Source organism: Streptomyces sp. NPDC059994, from assembly GCF_042737755.1.
GTDB lineage: Bacteria > Actinomycetota > Actinomycetes > Streptomycetales > Streptomycetaceae > Streptomyces.
Genome location: NZ_JBHWUR010000016.1, coordinates 14,608 through 30,709, shown reverse-complemented (window position 1 = coordinate 30,709; position 16,102 = coordinate 14,608). Strand labels below are relative to the sequence as shown.

General features: G+C 72.5%; 15 protein-coding genes. 5 read left to right on the top strand and 10 right to left on the bottom strand.

The window, feature by feature from the left end; translation table 11 throughout:
* Window positions 1-23: 23 nt before the first annotated feature.
* Together ACFWA7_RS11525 and ACFWA7_RS11520 are read left to right on the top strand one after the other, a co-directional pair.
* Window positions 24-1,235 carry a pyridoxal phosphate-dependent aminotransferase gene (locus ACFWA7_RS11525; protein WP_385822495.1) on the top strand — a complete coding sequence of 404 codons (1,212 nt, stop codon included), beginning with the start codon at window positions 24-26 and terminating at the stop codon, window positions 1,233-1,235.
* 115 nt (window positions 1,236-1,350) lie between these two features.
* Entirely contained in the window at window positions 1,351-2,004 is a 654-nt protein-coding gene (locus ACFWA7_RS11520) for a DUF2293 domain-containing protein (RefSeq protein ID WP_385822583.1), read from the top strand.
* A gap of 19 nt (window positions 2,005-2,023) precedes the next feature.
* On the opposite strand, the gene ACFWA7_RS11515 is transcribed toward ACFWA7_RS11520, so the two are convergent.
* The 5 genes from ACFWA7_RS11515 to ACFWA7_RS11495 all read right to left on the bottom strand — a co-directional run bounded on the left by ACFWA7_RS11515 (window position 2,024) and on the right by ACFWA7_RS11495 (window position 10,223).
* Entirely contained in the window at window positions 2,024-3,247 is a 1,224-nt protein-coding gene (locus tag ACFWA7_RS11515; RefSeq protein ID WP_385822492.1) for an SWIM zinc finger family protein, read from the bottom strand.
* 97 nt (window positions 3,248-3,344) lie between these two features.
* The gene (locus tag ACFWA7_RS11510; RefSeq protein ID WP_385822489.1) at window positions 3,345-6,173 is read right to left on the bottom strand and encodes an SNF2-related protein; all 2,829 of its coding nucleotides are present in this window, start codon (window positions 6,171-6,173) and stop codon (window positions 3,345-3,347) included.
* 101 nt (window positions 6,174-6,274) lie between these two features.
* Window positions 6,275-7,786: a carboxylesterase/lipase family protein gene (locus ACFWA7_RS11505; RefSeq protein ID WP_385822487.1), complete on the bottom strand. Its 1,512-nt coding sequence runs from the start codon at window positions 7,784-7,786 to the stop codon at window positions 6,275-6,277.
* Window positions 7,787-7,793: 7 nt separating this feature from the next.
* Window positions 7,794-8,843, bottom strand: a complete 1,050-nt coding sequence (locus ACFWA7_RS11500) for an alpha/beta fold hydrolase (RefSeq protein ID WP_385822485.1) — start codon at window positions 8,841-8,843, stop codon at window positions 7,794-7,796.
* Between the two features lie 99 nt (window positions 8,844-8,942).
* Window positions 8,943-10,223 (bottom strand): esterase/lipase family protein, encoded by a 1,281-nt coding sequence (locus ACFWA7_RS11495; RefSeq protein WP_385822483.1) that lies wholly within the window; start codon window positions 10,221-10,223, stop codon window positions 8,943-8,945.
* Between the two features lie 301 nt (window positions 10,224-10,524).
* On the opposite strand from ACFWA7_RS11495, the gene ACFWA7_RS11490 reads away from it, so the two are divergent.
* A complete protein-coding gene (locus ACFWA7_RS11490) occupies window positions 10,525-10,959 on the top strand; it encodes a hypothetical protein (protein ID WP_385537038.1) in 435 nt (144 codons plus the stop codon).
* 31 nt (window positions 10,960-10,990) lie between these two features.
* On the opposite strand, the gene ACFWA7_RS11485 is transcribed toward ACFWA7_RS11490, so the two are convergent.
* Window positions 10,991-11,917 carry an acyltransferase domain-containing protein gene (locus tag ACFWA7_RS11485; protein WP_385822480.1) on the bottom strand — a complete coding sequence of 309 codons (927 nt, stop codon included), beginning with the start codon at window positions 11,915-11,917 and terminating at the stop codon, window positions 10,991-10,993.
* Between the two features lie 127 nt (window positions 11,918-12,044).
* Here ACFWA7_RS11485 and ACFWA7_RS11480 point away from each other — a divergent pair, with 127 nt between their 5' ends.
* The gene (locus ACFWA7_RS11480; protein WP_385537040.1) at window positions 12,045-12,305 is read left to right on the top strand and encodes a DUF6343 family protein; all 261 of its coding nucleotides are present in this window, start codon (window positions 12,045-12,047) and stop codon (window positions 12,303-12,305) included.
* On the opposite strand, the gene ACFWA7_RS11475 is transcribed toward ACFWA7_RS11480, so the two are convergent.
* The 4 genes from ACFWA7_RS11475 to ACFWA7_RS11460 all read right to left on the bottom strand — a co-directional run bounded on the left by ACFWA7_RS11475 (window position 12,302) and on the right by ACFWA7_RS11460 (window position 14,783).
* A complete protein-coding gene (locus ACFWA7_RS11475) occupies window positions 12,302-12,673 on the bottom strand; it encodes a tetratricopeptide repeat protein (RefSeq protein WP_385537042.1) in 372 nt (123 codons plus the stop codon). The two genes, ACFWA7_RS11480 and ACFWA7_RS11475, sit on opposite strands and share 4 nt — an antisense overlap.
* A gap of 93 nt (window positions 12,674-12,766) precedes the next feature.
* Window positions 12,767-13,153 carry a DUF3592 domain-containing protein gene (locus tag ACFWA7_RS11470; RefSeq protein ID WP_385537045.1) on the bottom strand — a complete coding sequence of 129 codons (387 nt, stop codon included), beginning with the start codon at window positions 13,151-13,153 and terminating at the stop codon, window positions 12,767-12,769.
* 67 nt (window positions 13,154-13,220) lie between these two features.
* Window positions 13,221-13,823: a dephospho-CoA kinase gene (coaE, locus tag ACFWA7_RS11465; RefSeq protein ID WP_385537048.1), complete on the bottom strand. Its 603-nt coding sequence runs from the start codon at window positions 13,821-13,823 to the stop codon at window positions 13,221-13,223.
* 78 nt (window positions 13,824-13,901) lie between these two features.
* Window positions 13,902-14,783: a PAC2 family protein gene (locus ACFWA7_RS11460; protein ID WP_385537129.1), complete on the bottom strand. Its 882-nt coding sequence runs from the start codon at window positions 14,781-14,783 to the stop codon at window positions 13,902-13,904.
* A 325-nt stretch (window positions 14,784-15,108) separates the two neighbouring features.
* Between ACFWA7_RS11460 and ACFWA7_RS11455 the strand changes: the two genes are divergently transcribed.
* Complete coding sequence (locus tag ACFWA7_RS11455; protein WP_385822478.1) at window positions 15,109-16,074, top strand: right-handed parallel beta-helix repeat-containing protein; 966 nt, start codon at window positions 15,109-15,111, stop codon at window positions 16,072-16,074.
* Window positions 16,075-16,102: the final 28 nt, after the last annotated feature.

The following is a 16,102-nucleotide window of genomic DNA, read 5'->3' as shown; positions in this document are numbered from 1 at the left end:
GGGCAACGCGGGAGGGCCACGGCATGGAGTTCCGGCAGTCGAGCAAGCTGAGCGAGGTCTGTTACGAGATCCGCGGCCCGGTGATCGAGCACGCCAACGCGCTGGAGGAGGCGGGCCACAGCGTGCTGCGCCTCAACACCGGCAACCCGGCACTCTTCGGCTTCGAGGCGCCGGAGGAGATCCTCCAGGACATGATCCGGATGCTCCCGCAGGCCCACGGCTACACGGATTCGCGCGGCATCCTCTCGGCCCGCCGCGCCGTCGCCCAGCGCTACCAGGCGATGGGCCTGCCGGACGTCTCCGTCGATGACGTCTTCCTCGGCAACGGCGTCTCCGAGCTGGTCTCCATGGCCGTGCAGGCACTGCTCGAAGACGGCGACGAAGTCCTCGTCCCCGCGCCCGACTTCCCCCTCTGGACCGCCGTCACCACGCTCGCGGGCGGCAAGGCCGTGCACTACATCTGCGACGAGTCGGCCGACTGGTACCCGGACCTCGACGACATGGCGTCGAAGATCACCGACCGCACCAAGGCCGTCGTCATCATCAACCCCAACAACCCCACGGGTGCGGTGTATCCGAAGGAGGTCCTTGAGGGCATCCTCGACCTGGCCCGACGCCACCAGCTGATGGTGTTCGCGGACGAGATCTACGACCAGATCGTCTACGACGACGCCGTCGCCCACACCGCCGCCGCCCTCGCCCCCGACCTGGTCGTCCTCACCTTCAGCGGGCTGTCGAAGACATACCGCGTGGCGGGATTCCGCTCCGGCTGGCTGGTCGTCAGCGGCCCCCAGCAGCACGCCAAGAACTACCTGGAGGGGCTGACCATGCTCGCCTCCATGCGGCTGTGCCCCAACGCGCCCGCCCAGTACGCCATCCAGGCCGCGCTCGGCGGACGCCAGTCCATCAAGGAGCTGACCGCGCCGGGCGGACGGCTGTACGAGCAGCGCAACCGGGCCTGGGAGAAGCTGAACGAGATCCCGGGCGTGTCCTGCGTGAAGCCGAAGGGCGCGCTGTACGCGTTCCCCCGGATCGATCCCAAGGTTCACCCGATCGAAGACGACGAGAGGTTCGTGCTTGACCTGCTGCTGCGGGAGAAGATCCAGGTGGTCCAGGGCACGGGCTTCAACTGGCCGCGCCCGGACCACTTCCGGATCCTGACGCTGCCGCACGCGGACGACCTGGACGCGGCGATCAGCCGGATCGGGCGGTTCCTGAGCGGGTACCGGCAGTAGTCCGGAACCGGGTGCGCAGCGCGGGCGCCCGAGGTCCGTGGCCCGCGTACGCGGTTTACCCGAACGCGCATCGCGGGATCGGGAGAGTGGGGGAAACGGGAGAGGGAGGCGCCCCATTCTCGTCATCGAACCCAGACGCCATCACCGCTGCGCCGAGTGCGACCGAGGTCCCCTCCCCCGGCTGGTCCTGGACACGGGCGCCCCGCGCTGTCTGGACTGCGCCGATCTCGGACACCTCGTGTTCCTGCCTCGTGGCGACACGGCCCTGACGCGCCGCGCCCGCGAGGAGAGCACGTTCTCGGCCGTCGTGATCCGTTTCCACCGCCGCCGGCACCGGTACGAACGCCAAGGCGTGCTCGTCGAGGAGGCGGCGCTCGCCGTCGCCGAGGAGCGCTGTCTGGCCGACGCGGAGGCACGCGCGCGCCGCCGTGCCCGCGACGCGCTCCGGCGGGCCGCCGAGGACGTCCGTTTCACCGCGGCGCTGGAGGCCGAGATCCTGCGCCTGTTCCCGGGCTGCCCGCCCGAACGGGCCCATGACGTCGCGGTCCACGCCTCGTTACGCGGCAGCGGGCGCGTGGGCCGCAGCGCGGCGGGCCGCGCCCTGGACGAGGACGCGGTGACGGCGGCGGTCCGCGCGTCCGTACGCCATCTGGACACGCCCTACGACGAGCTCCTGATGGCCCGGGTGCCGCGCAACCGGGCCAGGGCGACGGTGGCGCCGCGGATCGAGGCGGTGCTGGCGGCTTGGGCTGCGGGGCGGGAACGGTGACACCGGCGCGTCGGAGGCGTCACCGCGTGACCGCCTCCACCGGGTCCCGCGCCGGTATCCCCCGCGGCCACCAGTCCTCGCGCCCCGGGTCGGACTCGTACGCGTACCAGAGGCCGTCGCGGCCGTAGCGGAGTTGGGTGGTGGGGGTGGAGAGGTGGTTGCGCCAGGGGCGGAAGCCGGGGTGGCCGGCGGCTGTCAGGGCGGGGCGGGCGCGGTCGAAGGGGCCCGCCGGAGGGTCCCAGGGCGCTTCCAGGACGGCAAGCGCCGCAAGTCCGCCCTGGCGCCAGCCGGCCACCGCGCGGGCCAGATCGGTGGGGGTGCGACCGGTGGCCCGGGACAGGGCGGCGTACAGCGCCCTGGTCGTGGAGGTCACGCCGGAGCCCGGGTGGGCCGCCGCCAGGCGGACCGCGTCCTGCCACGTCGACAGGGACGCGATCGGGTCCTCCCCCGTGGCCAGCAGGGCGTGCGCCCGGGCCGCCGCCTCGGTGGCCAGCAGATCGAGCGCGAGCGGGTCGGGGGCGCCCTGGAGGGTGGGGAAGGCCGGCGGATGGCCCGCGCGCGGCGGGGGCGGGAACGGGGGCGGCAGCTCGGGCCGCGAGGCGGCCCGGACGGCCTCGCGGGCGGCGACCGTGGGGAGTTCGGGCGCGGGAGTCTCCCGCTCCACCGCCATCCGGGCGGTGTTGCGGCGGGTGAGCGCGGCGAGCGTCTCCTGCTCGCCTCGGCCGCGCATCAGCAGGAGGACGAACGGGTCCTCGTCGAGCAGCCGGGCCGTCTGGTAGCAGAGCGCCGCCGCGTGCTTGCACGGATAGCCGTCGTCGGGGCAGGAGCAGTCGGGGACCAGGTCGCCGGAGGCGGGGAGCAGGTCGACCTGGTCGGCGAGGGTGTGCGGCAGGTCCTTGTCGAGCAGCGCCGCGATGTGGGAGGGGTCCTGGGCCGCGGTGTCCAGGAAGTCCTCCCATGCCTGGTCGGGCAGGGTGCGCAGACGCAGCTCCGTGCGATAGGGGCGGGGGCGGGAGCCGTGTACGTACGCGGTGATCCGGCCGGGCGTGACGGTGATCGCGTCGACATGGCCCGCCTCCGCGTACTTTCGGCCACGGGCCAGCCTGGCCGGGTCCAGGGCCAGGTCCTCCAGCGCCTCGACCCAGGCCCCGCCCCACCACGTACCGGTCCGCTCCGAACGGGCGCCCAGGGCCGGGAAGGTGCGGCGGCGGTCGTCGTACCGGGTGGTCGGAAGCGGGCTCATACGGGCCTCCTCTCGCGGGCGGAACGGGGAGTGGGGTGCCCTGTGGAGAACACGGGGCGCCCTGTCGGGGGCGTGGGCGTGGGGAGCCGGTCAGCGTTCATGCTCCCCTCCGCAGGGAGATGAGGTCGGCGAGCTCGCGGTCGGTGAGTTCGGTCAGGGCGCTCTCGCCGGAGCCGAGGACCGCGTCGGCCAGGGCGCGCTTCGCGGCGAGCATCTCCGCGATGCGGTCCTCCACGGTGCCTTCGGCGATCAGCCGGTGGACCTGCACCGGCTGGGTCTGGCCGATGCGGTACGCGCGGTCGGTGGCCTGTTCCTCCACGGCCGGGTTCCACCAGCGGTCGTAGTGGACGACGTGGCCCGCCCGGGTGAGGTTGAGGCCGGTGCCGGCCGCCTTCAGGGACAGGAGGAAGACGGGGACCTCACCGGACTGGAACGCGTCCACCAGACGGTCCCGCTCCGCCACCGGCGTTCCTCCGTGCAGGAGTTGGGAGGGGACTCCGCGCGCGGTGAGGTGCGCGGAGAGCAGCCGGGCCATCGACACGTACTGGGTGAAGACGAGGACCGAGCCGTCCTCCGCCAGGATCGTGTCGAGCAGTTCGTCGAGGAGGGTGAGCTTGCCGGAGCGGGCGTGCAGCCGGGGCGCGGTCTCCTTCAGAAACTGCGCCGGGTGGTTGCAGATCTGCTTCAGAGCCGTCAGGAGCTTCATGATCAGGGCGCGGCGGGCGATGCCCTCGGCGGCCTCGACTCCGGCCATGGCCTCCCGGACGACCGCCTCGTAGAGCGAGGCCTGTTCGCGGGTGAGCGGGACCGGGTGGTCGGTCTCCGTCTTGGGCGGCAGCTCGGGCACGATGCCCGGGTCGGACTTCTTCCTCCGAAGGAGGAAGGGGCGAACCAGCCGGGCCAGGCGCTCGGCCGCCTGCGCGTCCTCGCCGTTCTCCACGGCCCGCGCGTGGCGGGCGCGGAACGACTTGAGCGGGCCGAGCAGCCCGGGCGTCGTCCAGTCGAGCAGGGCCCACAGCTCGGAGAGGTTGTTCTCGACCGGGGTGCCGGTGAGCGCGATCCGCGCGGGCGCGGGGACGGTGCGCAGGGCCTTCGCCGTCGCCGAGAACGGGTTCTTGACGTGTTGGGCCTCGTCCGCGACAACCATCCCCCAGGTGTGCGCGGCCAGCTGGGGGGCGCTGCCGCGCATCGTGCCGTACGTGGTGAGGACGAAGCCGCCCGCCATGTCCGCCAGGCTGCGGTCGCTGCCGTGGAAGCGCCGCACGGGAACCCCGGGCGCGAACCGGGCGATCTCGCGCTGCCAGTTGCCGAGCAGCGAGGCCGGGCACACCACCAGCGTCGGCTCGGACCGCGCGCGGCGCAGATGGAGGGCGATCACGGTGATCGTCTTGCCCAGGCCCATGTCGTCCGCGAGGCAGCCGCCGAGGCCGAGCGAGGTCATCAGGTCCAGCCAGGCGAGGCCGCGCAGCTGGTAGTCGCGCAGGGTGGCGTCCAGGCCCGGGGGCTGGACGGTGGCCTGCGGGCCCTCGGTGAGGCGGTCGCGCAGGACGGCCAGGGCGCCGGCGGGGATCGCCTCGACCGTCTGGCCGTCGACCTCGGCGGTGCCGGTGAGCGCGACGGAGAGCGCGTCCACGGGGTCGAGCAGCCCCAGGTCCCGCTTCCTCGCCTTGCGTACGAGCTCCGGGTCGGCCACCACCCACTGGCCGCGCAGCCGCACGATCGGGCGGTGGGCCTCGGCCAGGGTGTCCATCTCGGACTGGCTGAGCGGCTCGCCGCCGAGCGCCAGCTCCCAGTTGAAAGCGAGCAGTTCCCCGGCGTCGAAGAACGCCGTGCCGTCGGTCGCCGAGCCCGGCGCGGGCCGTACGACGGCGGTGGCGCTCAGGGTGCGGGCCAGCTCGCGCGGCCAGTGCACGGCGACCCCCGCCGCGTCCAGGCGGGTCGCGGCCGAGCCGAGCAGGTCGTACAGCTCGCTCTCGGTGAGCGGCAGCACATCCGGCACCGACCGTTCGAGCAGCAGGCCAAGCGGTGGCCACACCCGGGCGGCCCGGCGCAGCGCGAGCAGGGTGTCGATCCGCGCGCGCGGACCGAACGCGTCGGACCGCTCGCCCGCCCACAGGCTCGCCGCGTCGACGACCAGGCTGGGGTCGGCGAGGCTGTGGACCTGGACGACCGCCGAGCCCGCGCGCCGCGCGTCCTCCTCGTCGTCACTGTCGAACATCCCGTATCCGGACAGGTCCAGCCGCAGGGACACCCGTACGCCCGCGTCCATGCCGGCCGCCGCCTCCGCCGCCCACAGGCGCGCACCGGGCAGGTGTTGGGGCGCGGCAGCCGCGAACGCCGGGCCGACGGCGTGGGCGGCGGCCGGGGTGCGCGGAAGGCTGTCCGCGACCGCGTCCAGGAAGGCCCGCACCAGCGCCTCGGGGTCGGGCAGCCGCAGCGGGCCGCGGCCCGGCACCGGGACTCCGTACGCCTCGTACGGCATGGCGGCGGCGATGGCCCGGAGCTGGGCGATGTCGTCGGCGTCCAGCGGGCCCGCCCGCCAGGCGTCGTGATCGGTCCCGGTCAGCCCCGGCAGCAGCTTGCCGCGCGCGACCAGGTGCAGGGCGTGCAGAGCGGCGGCGCCCCAGCAGGCGGCCGCGGGGTGCGCGGCGGGGTGGTGCCGGGCCCGGACGAGCAGGGGCAGGGCCTCGGTGACGGGCAGCAGGCGGGCCGCGACGGTACGCCGCCCGGCGCCGCTGCCGTGGCGCCGCACCACGATCAGCTCGGTGACCTCGCCCACGCCGGCGTCGCCTTGGGGCAGCGGGCCGCCCGCCGGGTCCCAGAAGGCGACCTTGCCCTCGCGGGGCAGCCCTGCGGGCAGGAACACCGCGGCGGCGGACACGCCGGGCAGCGGCGCGAGCGCCGTCGTCCGCTCGGACTGCGTCATGTCAGGTCACCTCCCCTCGTGCGTAGGGCCGTGGATCAGCACACGATCCACGACTGCTCCACGACCTTACGGGCGGGGTCTGACAATCGGGCACCACGGCCTCAGCGCACCCCCTCCCACAAGGCACGTTCCGCCGCCCGTGGGTCCCGGACCAGCTCGGTCGGGGCGTCCGGGGAGGCCCCGAAGACCATCGTCGTACGGGTCTCCCGGTCGTAGGCGTCCCAGCCCGGGTCGCCGGTCGCCGCGAAGGCCACCCACGCGCCGTGCATCGCTTCCGCGAGGTCCTGGGGCGGGCGGTCGCCGAGCATCGGGGCGTACACGGGGTCGCGCAGGTTGTCGAAGACGAAGCCGAGCTCCGCGCTGTGGCAGGCGCCGAGCAGACCGCCGTACTGGGGCGAGCGCCAGGCGAACTCGTACACGTGCGTGCCGGGCACGGACTCGGCGACGCGGAGGGCCGGGATCCGGTAGAACCAGTCGGTCGCGACGGCGTCGAAGAGCTCGCCGGGGCCCGCGCCGGGGCGGCTCTCGGCGTAGACGGGCAGCGCCTTGTCGGGGTCGAGCCCGTACGCCTCGGTCGTCGCGCGCAGCTTCCGCTCGCTCAGGAGGTGCAGCCGTTCGGTGGGGACCAGGAAGAGGCGGTACTCCTCGCGGTTGCTGCCGACGAGCAGGTCCACCCCGCAGTCGGCGGAAGGCAGCGGCAGCGCGTCCAGGACCGGCTCGAAGGGCATCATGTTGAGCATCGCCTCACCCCACAGCGCCGGGTCCGGGCGGGCGCCCATCTCGGCCCGCAGCCCGGCCTGGGCGGGCAGCAGGTCCCCGAAGGGGACGCGGGCGAACGCGTCGGTCAGCTCCGTACCCGTCGGCTCGATGCCCAGCCCGGCCGCGAGGTGTGCGGTGATCAGGTCGGCCGTGGCGGGCCGCAGGAAGTGGTGGGCGGCGCCGCTCTGCAGGACCGCCCGGTGGAACAGCCCGCGCGCGCGTGGCTGCGCGAGCAGGACGCCGATGCTCATCCCGCCCGCCGACTCGCCGAACACGGTCACGCGGTCCGGGTCACCGCCGAAGCCCGCGATGTTGTCGCGGACCCACTCCAGGGCCGCGATCTGGTCGAGCAGCCCGCGGTTGTCCGGCCTGCCGGGCAGCCGCAGGAAACCATCCGTACCGAGGCGGTAGTTGACGTTCACGCAGACGACGCCGTCGCGCGCGAAGGCAGTGCCGTCGTACGCCGGACCCACCCCCGAGCCGTTGGAGAACGCTCCGCCGTGCAGCCAGACCATCACCGGCAGGCCGCCGCCCGGCCCGGGGTGCGGGGTCCACACACTGAGGTTGAGGCAGTCCTCGCCCTGTCCGCCGTCGGCGTCGGGGATCAGGGCGTCCATGGGCGGGGCGTACGGGGCCCGGGGCGCCGACGGGCCGTGCGCGAAGACGTCGCGTACGCCTTCCCAGGAGGCCGCCGGGGCCGGTTCGCGGAACCGCAGCGGGCCGAACGGCGGTGCCGCGTACGGGATGCCGAGGAAGGACGTCACCGCGTCGCTCCCGGTCCGGCCGCGCACCGCGCCCTGCCGGGTCGTGCACACACGCGTCACGGGCGGTTCCACCGGCTTGATCGGTTCCATCTACGCCTCAGACTCCTTCGGCCAGCGTCTCCAGCAGGGCCTCGCCGAACTCCTTGGGGCGTTCGACGTGCACCGCGTGCCCTGCTCCGGGCACCGTCACCTCTCGTACCCTGCCGCCCACGCGCGCGTAAAGGGCGAGAACGTGCCGTGTCTGGGCGACCATCGGCTGCGCCGGGGTGCCGTCCCAGCCGGGCACCGCGCCGATCGCGCCCAGGTGGGCGAGGTCGAAGAGCGAGGTGTCGGAGACGATCACGTCGTCCTCGCCGCGCACCCAGGTGACCGGCGGCTTCGCGGGGAGCGCGGCGAGGGCGGTGTGCAGGTCGTCGAGGCGGAAGTGGGTCGGGGCGAGGCAGTTGAGCACCCCGCGCGTGCCCGGGGCGGTGCCGGGCCAGACCTCGCAGGGCCTGCTGTCACCCGGGTAGTGATCGTCGCCGAGCCGGGTGCTGAGCATCGACTCGACGTACTCGTCCTCCCGTTCGAGCCGCAGCGGGGGCTTGACGTAGCAGAGGGCGAGCACGCGGCGGGGCGAGAGCGGGGACTCCTCACCACGGTCGCCCTCGGCCAGCAGCCGTACGAAGTCGGGGTTGGCGGCGCCGCCGCCCGAGCCCGCGCCGTCCGGCGAGTTGAGCCGCCCGTCCACGCCCTTGGTGCCGCCGAAGCCGTACGGGGACACCGGGTTGACCAGCGTCAGCGAGCGCACCATGGCGGGCCGGTCCCGCATGTGTTGCAGCACCACACCACCTCCCATGGACCAGCCGACGAAGTGTGCGCGCTCCATATGCAGGGCATCGAGGAGGGCCAGCAAGTCGTCGGCGTAGTCGCGCAGTCCACGAGTCGCGTCGACCGGCAGCGGGTCGGTGCCGCCGAAGCCGCGCAGGTCGACGGCGATCGGCCGGTAGCGCTCGGGCAGGGCGAGCATCGCGTCCTGCCAGAAGGCGGAGGAGGAGACGTTTCCGTGGACGAAGACGACCGGTTCGCCCGCGTTCCTGGAGGCGTCCTCCAGGATGTGCTGGGTGAGCCGGGCGGTCGGTACCCGGCGGGCGGTGAGCGTGGACATACGGGCCGTCCTTCGACTTCAGGGTTCGACTTCCGGGGGGCTTCAGGACCTCGGCCCCGGCTCCGACAGGATGCCGGAGCCGGGGGCCGGGCGACGGGCTCAGGCGGCCAGCCAGGAGGCGACCTGGGCCTGTGAGGCGCTGTTCCAGCCGAGTTCGAGATGGTTGGCGCCGGTCACGGTGGCCTTGCCGCCGACCTTGCCGACACCGGTCGTGTCGAGCGCGCTGGAGGCGAAGACCACCCCGTCGCTCGGGCCGCGGTTCTCGTTGAAGATGCCGATGACGTCCGGCGAGCCGCCCGCCAGCAGATACGTGGTGACGGAGGCGGGGATTCCGGCCCGCTGCAGCGGGGCGACCAGCGAGCCCGCGTCGATGGCCGGCTGGATGCCGTCACCGGCCGTGTAGAAGCCCTGGCCTCCGTAGTACGTCGTGTACCAGTCCTGAGCCGTCTGGTCGACGCCGTACACGCCGTCCCAGCGGGCCAGCATCTGCCGCTGGCCGGGGTAGTCGTCGTAGCCGCCGGACGGCGTCATGGAGAACTCGGGGTGCGCCGTGTATGTCCCGTAGCAGGTCATCCGGGAGTGCGGGGAGGGTGCGTTGATCTTGCCGCCGCACTCCGGCCAGATCGAGAAGTCGTGGGCCCAGCCGTGGGCGTACGGGTAGTCGAAGCCGCCGTTCGGGCCGCCGAGCGTGAGCAGCTTCCGTACGTCACCGGCGTACGCGCGGCCCCAGGAGGGCTTCAGGGACGACACGTACGCGCGCGCGGAGAGCTCTCCCTTGCTCCAGCCGACCAGGTCCACCTGACCGACGCCCAGCTTCGCCCTGATGAGGGCGACGGCGTCGCCGACGGCCTGCGCCTGCATCAGGTTGTCGCCCTGCTTGTGGGCGAAGCCGATGGCGAAGACGCGGTGGCCGCGGGCCGCCAGGTACTGCATCATGCCGGTCGAGGGGCACGACAGGGCGCCGCAGCCGTAGCCGCCTGACTCGCCGGGGTTGGCCCAGGCCCGGTCGGCGGTGTCGTTGGCGCCGTGCACCAGGAGGACGGGGGTGGCTTTGGCGCCCGTGTTCCAGCCGGGGGCCGAGTAGAGCAGGAAGCGGTCGGAGGTGGGGCGGGCGACGCCACCGAAATAGGTGACGCGGACGCCGTCCTGGTTGCCGCGCCCGTCCGGCGGGTAGCCCTCGGCGGCGGCCGCCTGGAAGCCCGGGGTGGTGTCGCGGTAGCGCTCGACCTTCTCCCAGCCGTTGGTGACGGTGCCGGAGCCGTAGGCGGCTTCCTGGGTGAGGTACGGCGGTGGGGCGGTCGCGGTGCTGCCCTCTGTGGCGGTGCTTCCGGCGGTGGCGGTGCCTCCCGCCGACAGGATCGCGCCGAGTGCCGCTGTCACGGCCAGCGCCGTTCTCCATCCCCCACGGTGTCTGCTGCGCACGTCTTGGGCCCCCTTGCCTAGGCTGATCTGGCTGCGACCAAGACGCTAGGCAGGCGGTGCACGGGTGGGGGATGTGTGCGCACCACATAAGCGGGCTAGCGGATGTGGGGACGACCGTGCGCGGATCACCAGCGGGCGGCTGGTGGGAGTGGCGTCGCCCGGCCGGCCGCGCACGGGATGCCCGGGTGACGTGCACCGGGCAGGGTGACGTTACTGACCGCCGTACCACCGCCGTACACCGTACAGACGAGGACCGCTCATGTCCGTGCCTGTGTCCCAGCCCGCGCCGCGCCCGTCGGAGCCGTCCCCCTCCACGCCGTCCCCGTCCGCGTCGGGACGCTCCACGTGGGGGCGGTCGGCGTCCGTCAGGAGGCGGCTCGGCTTCGCCGCCGGGGCGGCGCTGCTGACGCTTGCCACCGCGGCCTGCTCCGGCCTCGGCCGTACGGCGGTCGGCACCTTCTCGTACTCAACCGCGGCGGAGCGGATCGTCAAGATCAGCAGCCCGCCCATCAAGGGCTGCCACCGGATGGCGCCGACGGGCGCCACGGCAGTCCTCAACAACACGCTGGCGGACGTCCGCGTGTATCGGACACTGAACTGCCGCGGCAAGGAGACGGCGTACATCCCGAGCCGTCTCGGGGACAACATCGCGCCGGACGCACTGCCCTGGCGCAGCTACGCGTTCGTGCACTGACGTCGGCCGGGGCGCGTACCCGGCGCCCGGATCACAGCGCGAACCACCCATGTCCGCGGTACCAGTGTTCGCCCGCGAGCAGATGGGTCGCGACGGCGCGCTCCACGGCGGTCCGCTGGAGCAGCGCTTCCACCGGCAGGTCCGGATCCCCGAAGACGAAGAAGACCGGAAGCTGATCGTCCGCCTCGGTCTCCCGGTAGGAGGTGCGGAACCGGCGCTGGAAGCGGACGATGTTGGACTCCGCGGGCAGGTACTTCTCCAACTGCGCGTCGAGCAGCCATGAGTGGCAGACGGCGACCCGGTAGACCTCCTCGGGGTAGTGGAGCGCGAAGAAGTCCCTGGCCAGCGCGAGCGAGGCGTCGCACGCCTGCGGGGTCAACGGCCCGCGGAAGTCCGGGATGTGGATGCTGAGGCAGGCGTCGCCGGGCCCGAGCGGCAGCCCGGCGGCCCGCACCGCCTCACCGGTACGTTCGCCCAGCCGAGCCCGCTGGAACTGCAACCGTCCCAACTGGTAGAGCTCACCGCGAAAGTGCGGCCACAGCCAGCGCGGTTCGTCCAGACCGGCGTTCCCGTAGCGCCTGCGGTGAAGGGCCATGTGGCGTCCGAGGTCGGCGAGGGTGCGGCGGGCGATGTCGGCGGGCACGGCGCGTTCGTCGTGGTACGCGCGCGTATGCGGCAGTGCGGCGAGCAGGACGAGGACGGGAAAGAGGCGTTGGACAACCGCCGCTTCCCCCAACCCCTCGGGAAACTCCGGCATTTCAGGCTGAAATCCCACGCCCCCGATGTCCCGCACGAGCGCCCGAACGGACTCCTCCAGAAGCCCGCCCACTTCCGGATCGCCCACCATCCTCCGTGCGATCCCCACCAGTTCGTTGATGTCCTCGTGCGGTACGGCAAGGTCGATCAGCGCCTCGGGCAGCTCGTCCCCCACCGGCAACAGCGCGTCCTCGTCCACCATGCGCGTCACCCTATGCGGCACCGGGGCACTGGGCACGGGACGCGGGGGTTGCCGGACAACCGGGCTTCACCGGACAGCCCTATTCAGCCATCCAGTGGGTAAAATTTCCCTGGAAGAGGCGATGGCCATGCGCACTGGGAGTGAACCCGCGACTGCGCGCAGTCCCCTGCGGATGCGGTTCTGGCTGAGCGTATGGGGGCTGGTCTGGGCCCTTGCCGGCACGGCGGGCTTCGCCCTGGAGGGCCGCCCCGGCTGGACGGCCGCGTGCGCGGTACTCGCCCTGGTGATCACGATCGACCTCTGCATGATCATCCACCACATCCACCAGGGCCCCCACTATCAGCCGGGCCCGGACATCCCGCCGTACGAGCCGCCTCGGCGGCGTTAGGCGCCGTCCGCGTCGAACCGCGCCGCCTCCACATACTCCGGCTTCGGGTCCAGGGCCGCCGCAAGGCGGAAGTGGCGGACCGCCTGGTCGGGGCGGGACGTGCGTTCGTAGGTGCGGGCCAGGGCGAAGTGGGCGAAGGCGTTGTCCGGTTCGCGTTCCAGGACCAGCTGGAACTCCAGTTCCGCCGCGCGGAGTTGGGCCGAGGCGAAGAACGCGCGGGCGCGCAGAAGGCGGGCCGCGGTGTTCTCCGGGTGGGCCGCGACGACCGAGTCGAGGAGCTTCACCGCGCCGCGAGGGTCACGGGCAGCGAGCAGCTGCTCCGCCGCGCGGAAGTCGATGACGTGTGTTTCCGGCGTGCTCTCGGCCACGGTCGAGTCCTTTCCCTCGCTGCGCGTTGACAACGCACTGCCCAGTTCCCGTATTCCGTATTCATTCCGCCCGTCACGGAGTGCGAGGCCCGTTCACAGCGCGGCCATCGCCAGGACCAGACCCACGGCCAGTACGGCGGCTCCCGCCGCTACAAACGTACGGTCCAGGCCCGTTCGTTCCCGGCCGAGCAGAACGACCTCGCGCGGGTCGGCCGGATCGTAGGCGAGCCGGACGCGGGCGCCCGGGGTCAGTGGCTCGCGGCGGGTGGGCGGTACGGGGGACGGCAGCTCCAGGACTTGGCCGTCGGCCGTCTCGTACTGGAGGAGCGGGCGCCCGGAACCGGGCAGGGTGGGCTTGACCAGCGCCCAGGCGACGCCGCCCGCCGCCGCGATGCGCCGGGTCTCACGCAGCCCGTACGCACCGGCCAGCAGCGCCACCAGCCCGCCGAAGACCGTGAAACCCGCCAGTACGAAGAGCACATCGGGATCGTAATCCCGGGAGACGAGGCGGTGCGGGGATTTGAGACTTCCGGCCGGGAGCCCGGACCTAGCGCGCGGCAGCCCGCTCCAGGAGCTGGCCCCACACCTTCCTGACCTGGGGTTCCAGCGCTTCCAGCGGGCCGTCGTTGTCGATGACCAGGTCCGCCACGGCCAGCCGCTGCTCGCGGGGCACCTGGGCCGCCATCCGGGCCTCGGCCTCGGGCTTCGCCATACCGCGCAGCCGCGTCAGCCGGTCCAGCTGCGTGGCGGGCGCGGCGTCGACGACCACCACCAGGTCGTACAGAGGGACCAACCCGTTCTCGGTCAGCAGCGGAACGTCGTGGATCACCACCGAGTCCGCGCCCGCGGCCGCCTCCAGCTCCGCGGAGCGCGCGCCGACCAGAGGGTGGACGATGCCGTTCAGGACCGCGAGCTTCGCGGGGTCGGCGAAGACGATCGCGCCCAGGGCCGGGCGGTCCAGGGTGCCGTCCGACGCGAGGATCCCGGTGCCGAACGCCTCGACCACCGCCGCCAGCCCCTCGGTTCCGGGCTCGACCACCTCGCGGGCGATCTTGTCGGCGTCGATCAGCACGGCCCCGTACGAGACGAGCATGCGCGACACTTCGCTCTTGCCGGCGCCGATTCCGCCGGTCAGGCCCACCTTCAGCATGAGCGGCAGCCTAGGGGATGCCGCTCATGCCGTCGGTCCCAGGGCCTTGGGGCCATCACAGCTGCCGCCGCCCCACGATTACAGGTCTCCCTCGCGCTCCGCGAGGAACCGCTCGAACTCGCGGCCCAGTTCGTCCGCCGACGGCAGGTCCGCCGGTTCGGCCACCAGGTTGCCCCGGGTCTCGGCGCCCGCGACCGCGTCGTACTGGTGCTCAAGTCCCTGCACCAGCGTGACGAGTTCCTCGTCGCCCTCGCCGATCTGGCGCTCGATCTCCGTCTGGGTGCGCTGCGCCTCGGTCCGCAGGCCGTGGGCGATGGTCGGCAGGACCAGGCCCGTGGCCGCCGTGATCGCCTCCAGGGCGGTCAGCGCGGCGTCCGGGTAGGCCGACCGCGCCACGTAGTGCGGGACGTGCGTGGCCACGCCGAGGACGTCGTGTCCGGCCTCCATCAGCCGGTACTCGATCAACGACTCGGCGCTGCCGGGCACTTGCGCCTCGTCGAAGGGCGAGCGATGACCCGGCATCAGGTCCGTGCGGTTGCCGTGCGGAGTGATGCCGACGGGGCGGGTGTGCGGAACGCCCATCGGGATGCCGTGGAAGTTGACCGAAAGGCGTACGCCGAGGCGCTCGACGATCTGCCGTACGGCAACGGCGAAACGCTCCCACTCCACGTCCGGCTCGGGGCCGGACATCAGCAGGAACGGCGCGCCCGTGGCGTCCTGCACCAGGCGCACCTCGATCGCGGGGGTCTCGAACTCCGTCCAGCGGTCCCGCTTGAAGGTCAGCAGCGGTCGGCGGGCGCGGTAGTCGACGAGTCTGTCGTGGTCGAAGCGCGCCACCACCTGGTGGGGCAGGCTGTCCAGCAGCTTCCCGACGATCTGCTCGCCGGTCTCACCCGCATCGATGTATCCGTCGAAGTGGTACAGCATGACCAGGCCGGCCGACTCCTGCGCGAGCGCCATGTCGACGACTGCGAGGCCCTTCGGCTCCCATTCGTACAAACCCTGCGGATCAAGCACGATTACCGCTCCTCCTCGTGTTCGTAGGGAAGAACGCCCCATGGGACAGCGGCATTCCCGCGCGCGTCCGTTTCACATGCTGTTCTCACAACGGCCGATACGGGGCCAGGTCCGCGATTTCCGGCCGCTGGTCCGGACCTTGACATGCCCACGCGCCCTCCCTACCGTCACCTGACGACACCAAGTTCAGAAACGCGTTCAGCGTTCAGGTACGAGAACTTCCCGCATATGAGAACGGTTACCCCCACCTCGACCCGGAGGACCCCCCATGCCTAACCGCCCGCTGCTCGCCTCCCTGCTCACCGGCGCCCTCGCCGCCGGTGGACTCGGTCTCGCCGCCGCATCCGCCGACGCGTCCGCCGCCGTCATCGACGTGTCCACGGCCGCCCAGCTGAAGTCCGCGCTCACCGCCGCCGAACCCGGCGACACCATCCGGCTCGCGGACGGCACGTACGCCGGCAACTTCAAGACGAGCGCCGCCGGCACCCCGTCCGCGCGGATCACCCTCACGGGCTCGTCGAAAGCCGTGCTCAAGGCGAGCGGCGGCTATGGCCTGTACCTCAACGGGGCCTCGTACTGGACGGTCCAGGGCGTCAGCGTCACCGGCGGCCAGAAGGGGATCATGATGGACGCGGCGAGCGGCGTCGTCATCGACTCCGTGACCGTGCACGGCCTCGCCATGGAGGGCGTCCACTTCCGCAAGTCCAGCAAGAACGGCGTCATCAAGAACTCGCGCGTCTACGACACCGGCCGGGACGGCTCGGGCATGGGCGAGGGCGTGTACGTCGGCACGGCGGGCGACCTCTCCGACAGGAGCGACCAGGTCCAGATACTCGGCAACACCATCGGCCCCGGCGTCGGCGGCGAGAACGTCGACGTAAAAGAAGGCACCACCGGGACCCGGATCACCGGCAACCACTTCGACGGCAGCGGGCTGACCAACGCCAATTACGACGACTCATGGGTCGATGTGAAGGGCAACAAGGTCGTGGTCGAGGGCAACACCGGCGTCCACACCCTCAACAGCGGCTACGAGACGCACACCCAGCAGTCCGGCTGGGGCTGCGGCACTGTCTTCCGCTCCAACAAGTCGGATCTGAGCGACTCCCCCGGCTCGCTGCGACTCGCCGTCAACGTGACCAACTACAGCGCGAGCGGCTGCCCGACGACCGTCTACAGCAGCAACACCGTCACCGGCGGAAGGGGGCTGACCAACATCGCGGTCACCCCGTGACGGCCGTCCGCCCCCGGAGAACGATGTA